Annotated in this window: 7 protein-coding genes and 2 pseudogenes; 6 read left to right on the top strand and 3 right to left on the bottom strand. The window is 69.2% G+C overall.

The features are described from left to right. Both EFK10_RS00420 and EFK10_RS00415 read right to left on the bottom strand, forming a co-directional pair. A partial coding sequence (locus EFK10_RS00420) for a carbohydrate binding domain-containing protein (RefSeq protein ID WP_206305249.1) occupies positions 1 to 594 on the bottom strand: 594 nt, incomplete at its 3' end. A 999-nt stretch (positions 595 to 1,593) separates the two neighbouring features. Beyond that, the gene (locus EFK10_RS00415) at positions 1,594 to 2,865 is read right to left on the bottom strand and encodes a S53 family peptidase (RefSeq protein ID WP_127353801.1); all 1,272 of its coding nucleotides are present in this window, start codon (positions 2,863 to 2,865) and stop codon (positions 1,594 to 1,596) included. Between the two features lie 561 nt (positions 2,866 to 3,426). Here EFK10_RS00415 and EFK10_RS00410 point away from each other — a divergent pair. Further along, on the top strand, positions 3,427 to 4,842 hold the full coding sequence (locus EFK10_RS00410) for a chitinase (RefSeq protein WP_127353800.1): 1,416 nt from the start codon (positions 3,427 to 3,429) through the stop codon (positions 4,840 to 4,842). A gap of 49 nt (positions 4,843 to 4,891) precedes the next feature. Then, positions 4,892 to 7,123, top strand: a complete 2,232-nt coding sequence (locus tag EFK10_RS00405) for an RICIN domain-containing protein (RefSeq protein WP_240676882.1) — start codon at positions 4,892 to 4,894, stop codon at positions 7,121 to 7,123. Positions 7,124 to 7,494: 371 nt separating this feature from the next. Here EFK10_RS00405 and EFK10_RS53715 read toward each other — a convergent pair. Then, positions 7,495 to 7,673, bottom strand: a pseudogene (locus EFK10_RS53715) (transposase); the annotation flags it as partial. Between the two features lie 108 nt (positions 7,674 to 7,781). On the opposite strand from EFK10_RS53715, the pseudogene EFK10_RS00400 reads away from it, so the two are divergent. The 4 genes and pseudogenes from EFK10_RS00400 to EFK10_RS00385 all read left to right on the top strand — a co-directional run. Next, a pseudogene (locus EFK10_RS00400) lies at positions 7,782 to 8,264 on the top strand (RNA polymerase sigma factor); the annotation flags it as partial. Next, a complete protein-coding gene (locus tag EFK10_RS00395; protein WP_127353799.1) occupies positions 8,261 to 9,055 on the top strand; it encodes a hypothetical protein in 795 nt (264 codons plus the stop codon). The pseudogene EFK10_RS00400 and the gene EFK10_RS00395, both read left to right, overlap by 4 nt. A gap of 78 nt (positions 9,056 to 9,133) precedes the next feature. After that, on the top strand, positions 9,134 to 9,745 hold the full coding sequence (locus EFK10_RS00390) for a hypothetical protein (protein ID WP_127353798.1): 612 nt from the start codon (positions 9,134 to 9,136) through the stop codon (positions 9,743 to 9,745). 23 nt (positions 9,746 to 9,768) lie between these two features. Then, positions 9,769 to 12,039 (top strand): bifunctional polysaccharide deacetylase/glycosyltransferase family 2 protein, encoded by a 2,271-nt coding sequence (locus tag EFK10_RS00385; RefSeq protein WP_127353797.1) that lies wholly within the window; start codon positions 9,769 to 9,771, stop codon positions 12,037 to 12,039. The last annotated feature ends 3 nt before the right edge of the window (positions 12,040 to 12,042 follow it).

Genomic DNA, 12,042 nt, shown 5'->3' with positions numbered 1-12,042 from the left:
GTGGTCATCGGTGGCGGCGGTCCAGTTCAAGGTCAACGACGTGCTGGTGACGTTGCTCGCGGTGGGCGTACCCGGCACCGAGGGCGGGCTGTCCGTGGTGCCGCCGCCGGCCGGGCCGACGAGGGAGAAGTCGTCGGCGTAGTAGGCCCCCTGGGAGTACCAGCCATGGACGTAGACCGTGACCGAGGTCGTACTCGCACCCGTGGTGAAGCTCGTGCTGAGCGGCTGGTACGAGGCGGTCGTGACCCAGTTCGACGGGTCGGTGCCGCCGGTGCCGGTGGCGCCGATGTAGACGTAGTTGCCCTGGACGTAGCCGCTCAGGGTGTACGCGGAGTTGGGCTGGACGGCCACTGTCTGCGAGCACTGGGCGTTGTCGGAACCGGTGGGCACCGCCTTGAGGGCGGACGACCCGCTGTGCACGGGGCTGGACACCGTGCTGCCGCTGGCGGCCGTGCAGGTCCATCCGGTGAGACCGGACTCGAAACCGGGGTTGATGAGAATGTTCGCGTCTGCCGCGTGTGCCTGAGCGGTGAGGCCGATGACGGTGAGGGCGCCGATCGCGCAGACGGCGACGAAGCGCCGAAGGCAAGACAACAGTCGATCCCGTGATCTGTGGCTCTCGGGTTTCAAGGTAACTCCTCGCGCTGGGTCCCGGCGGGGGTGGGAACGCAGGGGGATCTAGCTATGACATGTTCACCGTGCGTCCAGGAGCATAATTGGTATGGACCAATTGTTCAATGGGCCTGGTGCCGTGCGGCGGCCGCCCGCACCGAAGGCGACCCTGCGGAGGCTCAAAAACACGAATTGTCGTCTGGCTTGACGTCCTTCGCCGTGGGGAACCGGGAGTCCAGGTCTCTGAGCAGCGGTTCTTTTTCGTCTGGGATCATGTTTCGTGATCCTGTCCACGGTGTACGCCGTCACGCCTGGGTCCGGACGAAGTCCGGCTCCGGGGCCCACGATCACCGGTGGACGCATGAGGGGACAACATACGGGGCGCTCGCGGAAGCGATGGTGCCATTGTCGGCCAGTCGCACAGTCGGCGGGGCAGTCGGGGTGGAACGGTCGGAACCCGCAGATTCCGCGACGCACCGTTTTTCCAGGGGCTGTTCACCGCCCACCTTCTCCGCGCGGTGAGGCCATGAACCCGTCCCTGCGGCCAACAGTCCGCGTTACCGCATGGCCGCGAACACCGTCGTGGTTGGCGTCGCGAAGGTGTCCACAATCCTGCTGGTGCAGACCGTCCTGAGCTGGCTCGGATACGACCGACACCGATTCCCGCGCACGGGGACCGCTCCGGCCGACCCCCAGGGCCGGGGCGGCATGGCCGCCCACGGCCCAAGCCGTTTGATCAAACCCTGTGGGACTCTGTAGCTGGGGTGGGGACGCGGTTTCTGATGGGGTTGCGCGGGCCGAGGTCGAAGTCGACGAAGTACGTGTGCCGTGTAGTGCAGATGGGCGCCGGTCCGGTGGGGCTTCCGGTTTGTTCCCTCGACGCCGGCGCGCTTGCTGTAACGCTGCTTGCGCGCGGTCGCCACGGCGGGCCACCTGGATGGTGCTCAGGCGGCCCGTCAGCCTGGAGAGGGAGCGGGGCTGTCAGCCGGTGAAGGCGCTGACGCCGTTCGGGGTGCCGAGTCCGGAGGGGCCGTCGTAGCCGCTGGTGGCGGTGCAGAGGTAGGTGACCGAGCAGGTGCCGTTGGAGCCGCTGGCCACGTCGTTGAGCGCGGAGGTGTGCGCGTACGGAAAGGACGCCGGGGTCGAGCCGGAGGACGGGGCGCCGGCCAGGGCGTAGACCGAGGCGATCAGGGGGGAGGAGACGCTGGTGCCGCCGAACACCATCCAGCCGTTACCGGCCGCGTACGTGTCGTAGACCGCGACGCCGGTGTTGGGGTCGGCTACGGCGGAGACATCGGCAACGGTGCGCTTGGCGCAGCCGCTGTCGGTCTGCCAGGTGGGCTTGGCGTCGTACGAGGAGCAGCCGGAGCCGGCGCCGCTCCAGACGGTCTCGGTCCAGCCGCGGGTGTTGGAGGCCTTGGTGAGGGAGGTGCCGCCCACGGCGGTGACGTACTTGGAGGCGGCCGGGTATTCCACGCCGTAGCCGTTGTCACCGGAGCTGACGGTGATCGCCACGCCGGGGTGGTTGAAGTAGCTGCTGTCGTAGGTGGAGTCGGAGGAGGACTCCGAGCCGCCGTAGCTGTTGGAAACGTACTTCGCGCCGAGCGAGACGGCGGTGTTCACGGCGGTGCCGAGGTTGGTCATGGTCGCCGAGGTGGCCTCGACCAGCAGGATGTGGCACTGGGGGCAGGCCGCGCTGACCATGTCCAGGTCGAGGGATATCTCCTCGGCCCAGCCGGAGTTGCCGCGAGGCAGTGAGGTGGTGCTGCCGGTCTGTCCGACCTTCTTGAAGCAGCCGTTGGCGGTGGTGCACGCCGCGAGGCCGTACTGCGAGCGGTATACCGCAAGGTCCGACTCTGCGCTCGGATCGTCGTACGCGTCGACGATCGCCACGGTGCGGCCGGAGCCTGCGGTGGACGACGGCAGGGCGTAGGCGCTCTGCAAATCGCTCGGGCCGAGTCCGGAGGGTGTGGCGGCGGGTGTTACGGGCTTGCCGGCGGTCTCGGTTGTTTTCGCCGCAACAGTAAGGCCGCTGGTGACCTGTAGGGCGCTACACGCCATGACGTTCCGCTGGGTCGCCAGGGCACAGGCACGGGCGGTGCTCACATGGTGGGCGGTCGCGGGTGCGGACTGCGTCGCGCTGGCGGGGGTGGCGACCGCGAAACCGGAGACCGCCAGTGCAGCTGCGGCTGCGAAGGAGAGGACGGATCTGCGCAACGTACTGCCTCCAGAAGTGGGTGTTTCAGGAGCCATGCGGGGGCGCGGCCGGTGCGGGCAGGGGTGACTGCCCTACCGGGTACGCGGATTGGTTCGGAGAAGGGAATTCCCCGAGAACTTAAAGGTGACGAGCACACGCCAACAAGGCTGGTCGCAGAACCTTTGCCTAGAGCCCGGATTTCTGGGTCAAGAACTTGCCCGTTGATGGGACTGGACCGCGCATGAAGTCAGGACGTGGCGATCTGTGCACTTTCTGTGCGGTTGCTGTCAGAGCCCCGGGTTGTCCCCGAGCCGACGTATCGGTCGGCAGCGAGGACATCAGCATGCTGGTGGCGGGTACTAGGGCAATGTCACGTAGCCTTCGCGGGCGAGTTTGGGCAGATGCCGTTGGCCGCGAGGATGTCGAGGACCAAAATTGGTCCAGACCTTGACGGGATTAAGCTCACTACCTTAAATGTGGCGGCAGGTAGCAGCTTCCTGAACCGTTTGCGTCGCATCTGACGGCCAGTCATTAGTCGGCACGTCACTTCTCGGCATTGTCACTTCTTGGCAACCAGGCCTCCCGCATGTCCCTACCGCCCGCTCAGGAGTACTCCCATGCCCTGGTCCCGCCCGAACAGATCGCTGATCGCCGCCGTACTCCCGCTGGCGTCGCTGGGCCTGCTGCTCGCCGGCAGCACCACCGCTCATGCTGCCGCCAACCCCGGCCCCGGCTTCCCCGCCCACTACGCGGCGCCGTACGTAGAGACCTGGAATTCCCCCTCCGCCATGGCCTCCGCTCAGTCCGCCACTGGGCTGAAGTACTTCTCGCTGGCCTTCGTCATCAGTGACGGCACCTGTAATGCGACCTTCAACGGCAACACCTCGATCAGCGACACCGGTTGGACCAGCGCCATCAACTCCCTCCGTGCCTCGGGCGGTGACGTCATCGCATCGTTCGGAGGCGCGGCCGGCACCGAGCTCGCCCAGGCGTGCACCGATGTCTCCTCGTTGCAGACGCAGTACCAGCGGGTCATCGACACCCTCAACCTGACCAGGATCGACCTGGACATCGAGGGCGCCCCGCTCAACGACACCGCGGCCAACGACCGCCGCAACCAGGCCCTGGCCAACCTCCAGCAGCAGTACGCCGCGAGCGGCAAGACCCTCGCGGTGGACTACACCCTGCCGGTCATGCCCACCGGTCTCGAAGCCAACTCGATCTCCCTGCTCAACAACGCCAAGAGCCACAATCTGAACGTCAACCTGGTCAACATCATGACCATGGACTACGGCGCCTCCATGGACATGGGGCAGGCCGCGATCAACGCGGCGACCGCCCTGCAGGGCCAGTTGGGCCAGATCTGGACCACGAAGACCGCTGCCCAGCTGTGGGCGATGGAGGGCAACACCCCGATGATCGGGGTGAACGACTCCACCAACGAAGTGTTCACCACCGCCAATGCCTCCACGCTTGAGAGCTTCGCCGCCTCCCACGGCATCCAGGAACTCGCCTACTGGTCGCTGGGCCGCGACAAGGCCTGCGCAACCAATGGAACGCTGTCCAGCACCTGCAGCGGCACGACGCAGAACCCCTACCAGTTCGCCTCCACCTTCAACGCCCTGACCGGCGGCGCCGCACCCACCGCCCCCACCGGTCGGATCACCGGGTACGGCGGCAAGTGCGTGGACGTCGCCGGGGCCAACACCGCCAACGGCACCGCCATCCAGCTCTACGACTGCAACGGCACCGCCGCCCAGAGCTGGACGGTGGCGACCAACGGCTCGCTCCAGGCCCTCGGCAAGTGCATGGACGTCACCGCCGCGGGCACCGCTAACGGCACCCAGGTCCAGCTCTACGACTGCAACGGCACCGGCGCCCAGCAGTGGCAGCACCAGAGCAACGGCACTCTGGTCAACCCCGCCTCGGGGCGTTGCCTGGACGCCACCGGACCCAGCTCCGCCAACGGTACCCGGCTCCAGATCTGGGACTGCTACGGCAGCGCCAACCAGCAGTGGAACCTGCCCAGTTGAGCACGCCAGCCGTAAGCGCAGCACGACGAAAGGTCAGACGGAGGACCGGATGAAGCCTGCTCAACGACTGTGGCGGCGCGCCGCCATGCTGGCCATAACAGCCGCCGCGGCCCTGGTGGCAAGCGGCCTTACGTACACCCTCGCCCCCTCAGCCGCTGCAGCGGTCACCCCGGCCGCCACCGCTACGGCGATCTCGTCGGGTTCCACGTACACCGTCGCCAACAGCAACAGCGGCAAGTGCGTGGACGCCAAGGCAGCCGCCACCGCGAACGGCACCGCTGTCCAGCAGTACAGCTGCAACAGCACCGGCGCGCAACAGTGGCGGTTCACTGCCACCAACAGCGGATACTTCCAGATCGGCAACGCGAACAGCCCGGCGCAGGTGTGGGACGTCACCAACGTGTCCGCCGCCGACAGTGCCCTGATCCAGCTGTGGACGTACGGCGGCGGCAACAACCAGCAGTGGCTTCCGGTCGCGGAGTCCACCGGGGGGTACCACTTCGTCAACCGCAACAGCGGCAAGTGCCTGGACGTGCCCAGCGCGTCGACGGCCGACAGCGCGCAGTTGCAGCAGTACACCTGCAACGGGACGGCCGCGCAGTCCTTCACCCTCGCCCTCGCCGGGGGAACCCCGCCGGCCGCCCCCGACCTGGGGCCCAACGTGCTGACCTTCGACCCATCGATGTCGAGCTCCACCATCCAGAGCCAGCTCGACAACGTCTACAACCAGCAGCAGACCAACCAGTTCGGCGGCAACCGCTACGCGCTGCTGTTCAAGCCGGGCTCGTACAACGTCAACGTCAACGTCGGCTTCTACACCCAAGTACTGGGTCTGGGTCAGTCGCCGAACGCCACCACGATCACCGGCGGCGGGGTGAACGCCGACGCGGCCTGGGCCGGCGGCAACGCGACCCAGAACTTCTGGCGCTCCGCCGAGAACCTCACCATCAGCCCCTCCTCGGGCAGCACCAAGTGGGCTGTGTCACAGGCATCGCCGATGCGCAGGGTGCACGTCACGGGCTCGATGGTGCTGGACGACAACGGCGGCTGGTCCAGCGGTGGCTTCCTCGGCGACTCGGTGGTCAACGGCCAGGTGAACTCCGGCACCCAGCAGCAGTGGCTGTCGCGCAGCGACCAGTGGGGCAGCTGGACCGGCTCCAACTGGAACATGGTCTTCGTCGGCGACACCAACGCGCCCGCGCAGAGCTTCCCCAACCCCCCGTACACCACGGTCGCCCAGGTGCCCACGATCGCCGAGAAGCCGTTCCTCTACGTCGACCAGACCGGCGCCTACCAGGTGTTCGTCCCGGCCGACCGGACCAACACCCAGGGCTCCACCTGGAACAACACCGTCCCGGCGGGCACCTCCCTGCCGATCAGCCAGTTCTACATCGCCAAGCCCGCCGACACCGCCGCGACCATCAACACCGCGCTCGCCTCGGGCAAGAACCTGCTGTTCACGCCAGGCGTCTACCATCTGACCGACACCATCAGGGTGACCCGCCCCGACACCGTGGTACTGGGCCTCGGCCTGGCCACGCTGGAAGCAGACAACGGCGTCACCGCGATGTCGACCGCCGACGTGAACGGCATCCGGATCGGCGGGCTGCTCTTCGACGCCGGCACGACCAACTCCCCCGTCCTGCTGCAGGTCGGCCCGAGCGGCTCCAACGCGGACCACTCCGCTGACCCGACCGTACTGTCCGACGTCTTCGCCCGCGTCGGGGGGGCCGCCGTCGGCAAGGCCACCGTCAGCGTCCAGGTCAACAGCAACAACGTCATCGGCGACGACCTGTGGCTGTGGCGGGCCGACCACGGCAGCGGCGTCGGCTGGACATCCAACATCGCCGCCAACGGCCTGGTCGTGAACGGCACCAACGTCACCATGTACGGCCTGGCGGTGGAGCACTACCAGCAGTACTCCGTGGTCTGGAACGGCAACGGCGGGCGCACCTACTTCTTCCAGAACGAGCTCCCGTACGACCCGCCGAACCAGGCGAGCTGGATGAACGGGAGCACCCAGGGATACGCCGCCTATAAGGTCGCCGACTCGGTGACCAGCCACGAGGCATGGGGAGTCGGCAGCTACTGCTACTTCAGCTCGAACCCCTCCGTTGTGGCCGACCGCGCCTTCGAAGTGCCCTATACCTCCGGGGTCAGGTTCCACGACCTGGTGACGGTCTCCCTGGGCGGCGTCGGAACAATCAGCCACATCATCAACTCCACCGGCGGCCCGTCGAACTCCTCCAACAGCGTCGCCTACCTCGCCAACTACCCGTGATCGTCCCTCCCTGATCGGGCTACCGCCGGCCGGCTACCACTGCCGGTGCGACGGCAGCCGCCGTAGGGCCCCGGGCGCGGCAACACCGCCCGGGGCCCTACGGCGTTCATTTGCCAAAGCGGGACACCCAAGAGCGCGTCACTCCTCGCGGGCGCGGCGAGGGCATCGAGCGTTGCGATTTTTCAGAAATTGCCGCTGCCAGGTGTGACATTCCTGGGCCCGGCGGCGCTGTAGTGGATGGACGTGCTGCTCAGGCAGTGACCGTCCTTCGCCCCGGCCCTGAACCGTGGGCGAGTTTCTGTCCCGGTCTGGCGTTCCCGTGGGGGGAGACGCCGGTCGGGGCAGGGCCGCATCCTGGTGCGGCACATGGCGGCCCCGGTCGTCCGCTTCCCCCCGTGGCGGACAACCGGGGCTTCCCACTCGGCCGGGGTTGTGATGCTCAGGTGGATCCAATGCTCGGCCGGGAAGTCGAAGAACGCCAACAACTCCTCCCGATCGTCGGTGATCTTCTTGGCCGCCGGGGATACTTCGCCTGGTACTGCTTGGTGAACCAGTGGGTCGTGTGGCCATCAGGCAGGCCCAAGGTCCACGGCCCTAGTCCCTGACGTCCTGCACATTGCCAAGGTCGTTCGGGTCGTAGACCACTGTCGTCCGCGACCTCGACTCCTTCCGCGGCGATGCGGACGGCTTCCGGGGCTGGCTCGCCACTGTGGGCCGTAACCGGGCCCTGGATCATCTGCGCCGTCAGCGCCGCCGCCCGCAGGCGGCCGGGGTGCCCATGGACTACCTGGCCGATTTGCCCAGCGACGACGACACGACGCGTGCCCGGCTCCGTACGGGCACCGCGCTCAGCCTGATCGCGACCCTGCCACGGGACCAGGCCGAGGCGGTGCTGCTGCGAGTGGTCATGGACCTGGACGCGGACAGCGCTGCCCAGGTGCTCGGCAAGCGTCCCGGGGCCGTACGGATGGCGGCACAACGGGGTCTGCGCAAGCTCGCGAAGCTACTGGAACGGTCAGCGGCCGAGCCCGAACAGACCGCCTCCACCAGTCGTACGGAGCCCGCGCCCGAGCCCGGGCGAAAAAACTCGCCCCAGAGTGTGACACGGACTGACGACTCGACGCTGAAGGATATGAGATGAGGATCCACCGGACCGGACGGATCGATCCGGACACCGCCGAGAAGCTGCTCGCCGGCCGTCCGCTCGGTCCTGATGCAGGTCATGCCGCCCTCACCGATCTGCTTGCCGCCCTGGCCGCTCCTGCGGCCGACGGCGAACAGCCCGGCGAGCAGGCGGTGCTGGCCGCGTTCCGGGAGAAGCGTCTCAGCCCTGTCCAGCCACTCGGGAGGAGCCGGATGACCGTCGCCGCACCGGCGAGACGCTTGAGTGCGAAGGCGCTCGTGGCGGCGCTGGCCACCACCGCCGTGTGCGGGGTGGCCTTCGCGGCGGGCACGGGTTACCTGCCCGGGCTCCGCGGCGGCAATCCGTCCGCCGGTCCCGGGGGCGGTGGTTCGTCCGCGAGCACGACGGCCGGCGCTACCGGCGCCGCCGGCACGCCCGGGGTGGCTGACACCGGTGGTCCGGGCAGTTCCCCGGCGAGCGCCGACTCCGCGTTCACCGGGCTGTGCCGTGCGTACACCACGCACAGCGTCGCCGGCCGCGCCGATCTCCTGACGAAGTCGGCGTACGCGGATCTGGTCGAGGCGTCGGGTGGCGCGGATCGGGTCGCGGCTTACTGCGCCGCAGTCCTGGGCACGGCGGGGCACGGCGCCCACGGCTCTCCGAGCGCCACCGCCGCGGCGTCCCCCGGTGCCAGGAAGGGCTCCAGGTCCACGCATGCCGCTCGCCCCAGCGCTTCGCCACGGTCCACCCGTGCCGCGACCGCTCCGGTGCACAGCACCCCGACCAGTCACCCGACCCATGCCGGGTGACTCCCCAGCTCCGGGCGGGCGGTGCGCAACTCCTCACTGCCGCACCGCCCACCCGGTCCGACCCGCCGTGAGTGAGCCATGAGCGACGACACCTTCATCATGACCCCGATCCCCGCGCCTCCTGCGGAGCCTCAGCGACCGTACGAGCAGCTGACGGCACCGTACGAACAGCCTAGGGCGCTGTACGAACAGCCTCAGGAATCTGACGAGCACACGCAGGCACCTGCCCGCGCGGCGCACGCCGCCCCCGCGCCGGTCTTCGTCGACGCCTCGGGACGGCGACGACGCCGGGTCCGCCGGCTGGGCCTGGCTCTCGCGGTCCTCGCCGTCGGCTACCTGGTCCTGGTGATCAGTACTGCGCTGGGCGGCCCCACGTTGAACGAGCCGTTCCTGCCGCTCCCGATCGCGTCGAAGACCCCTGCCGCGGAGCCTGCGGCGAGCCCCCCTGCCGGTGCGGGCGGTGCTACGCGGCCTGCCGGCAGCGCGGCCAGGACCGGGCAGCCACACGCGTCCCCCGGGGCACGGTCAACGACCCGGACGTCGTCATCCACGGCACCCGCCGAGTCCGCCTCCGCCGCCGTTTCCGCCTCCAACTCCGCCGGAGCCTCAGCTACGCCGAGCCCCGCCGCCCACGCCACGAAGAGCCGCGCCAGCACGGCTCCGGGTATGACTCACCGCCCCGCCAAGTAACTGAGAGCTGAGAGCCCTGTCCCATGAGCCGCAGCCACCGCCGCAGACCCGCCCGCCGCAGAACAAGCAGTGAGCACCCCCGCCGGGCAGCAACGCGTGAGGCGCCGCTGCGCACCCACTGGCTGCTGCTCTGCACCCTTGTACTGACCCTGACGGCGGCACTGCTCCTGCAGGGCTACAGCCACCACATGCTCGACGACGCGGCCGACGGTACGGCGGCCCCGCCAGGCCCCGCCGGTGCGGTACCCGCCGCCGTGGCACACGGCGGACCCGTGGTGGACGCGAGCGCTGCCCACCCCCGTACGGCGCGGCCCGCGGACCGCACCATCGCGCTCACCTTCGACGACGGCCCCGACCCGCGATGGACGCCGCAGGTCCTCGACATCCTGCGCCGCAACCACGTGCACGCCACCTTCTTCGTGGTCGGCACCCTGGCCGCCCAGCATCCCGAACTGATACGGCAGATCGTCGCCGACGGAAACCAGGTGGGCATCCACACCTTCACCCACGCCGAGCTGTCCGCCCTCCCGCCCTGGCGCCAGTCGCTGGAACTGCGCGAGGCACAGCTGGCGGTGGCCGGTGCCGCCGGGGTGACCACCCCGCTGCTGCGCCCGCCGTACTCCTCGGGCAACAACGCCGTGGACGACGCGGCCTGGCTCAGCATGCGGCGCGCCGGACAGCAGGGCTATCTGACCGTCCTGACGACCAGGGACAGTGAGGACTGGCAGCGCCCCGGCGTGGCGAAGATCGTCACCAACTCCACACCGCACGGCGCGGCCGGCCAGATCCTGCTGATGCACGACGGTGGCGGCGACCGTTCCCAGACCGTCGCGGCGCTGCGCGTCCTGCTGCCCGAACTGAAGGCACACGGCTACCGGTTCGCCACCGTCAGCGCCGCCGTCGGCATGGCGGATCCGGTCCGCGACGCCGGTACCGGCGACCACTGGCAGGGGCTCGGCCTGATCTACCTGCTGCGCGGCGGCGACCTGGTGCTGTCGGCGCTGGACTGGCTGATGCTGGCGGCCGGGGCGCTGAGCCTGCTGCGCGCGATCACCGTGCTGGCAGCGGCGCGGCGACACCGGCTGGCCCGGCGCACGCCGTGGGGCCTGCCGGTCACCGCGCCGGCGTCGGTCATCGTGCCCGCGTACAACGAGAGCGCAGGCATCGAGGCAGCGGTGCGCTCTTTGGCCGCCTCCGACCACCCGGTGGAGATCATCGTGGTGGACGACGGCTCCACCGACGGCACTGCCGACCTCGTGGAAGCGCTCGGCCTGCCCGGCGTCCGGCTGATCCGCCAACGCAATGGCGGCAAGCCGTCCGCCCTCAACACCGGCATCACGGCCGCCTCCCACGGCCTGGTGGTGATGGTCGACGGCGACACGGTCTTCGAGCCCGACACCGTGCGCATGCTGATCCAGCCTTTCGCCGACCCGCGGGTGGGCGCGGTCTCGGGCAACGCCAAAGTCGTCAACCGGGGTGGGCTGCTGGGCCGCTGGCAGCACATCGAGTACGTTGTCGGCTTCAACCTGGACCGCCGCCTGTTCGACCTGGCCGAGTGCATGCCCACCGTGCCCGGCGCGGTGGGTGCCTTCCGCCGCGAGGCGCTACGGCGCGTGGGAGGGGTCAGTGACGACACGCTCGCCGAGGACACCGACCTGACCATGGCCCTGTGCCGGGACGGCTGGCGGGTCGTCTACCAGGAAAGCGCCATCGCCTGGACCGAGGCCCCGGCCTCCCTCGGCGCCCTGTGGAAACAGCGCTACCGCTGGTGCTACGGCACCCTCCAGGCCATGTGGAAGCACCGCGGAGCCCTGGTGCGGCGCGGCCCGGCCGGCCGGCTCGGCCGCCGGGGGCTCGGTTATCTGCTGCTCTTCCAGACGCTGTTGCCGCTGCTCGGCCCGGTGGTGGACGTCTTCGCCGTCTACGGGCTGGTCTTCCTCCAGCCGACGCGGGTCATCGCCGTGTGGCTGGGCTTCCTGCTGCTGCAGCTGACGATGGGCTGGTACGCCTTCCGGCTGGACGGCGAACGGACCGGACCGCTGTGGAGTCTGCCGTTGCAGCAGTTCGTCTACCGGCAGCTGATGTACCTGGTGGTGGTCCAGTCGGTGTTCACCGCCCTGGCCGGCTCGCGGCTGCGCTGGCAGCGAATGGAACGCTACGGCAGTCTCCAGGCCCCGCCCTCCCCGACCGTACTGGTCCCCACACCAGCCGCACCCACGGCGCTCGCCGACGCCTGGCTGGCCGAGGCCCACACCGCGCACGCGAACGGCGCAGCGATTAACGCCGACTCCTAGGAG

The sequence above is a fragment of the Streptomyces soli genome, assembly GCF_003999195.1.
Taxonomy (GTDB): Bacteria; Actinomycetota; Actinomycetes; order Streptomycetales; family Streptomycetaceae; genus Actinacidiphila; species Actinacidiphila soli.
The sequence above is the reverse complement of the archived record's forward strand: the minus strand, read 5'-3'. Positions and strand labels throughout refer to the sequence as shown.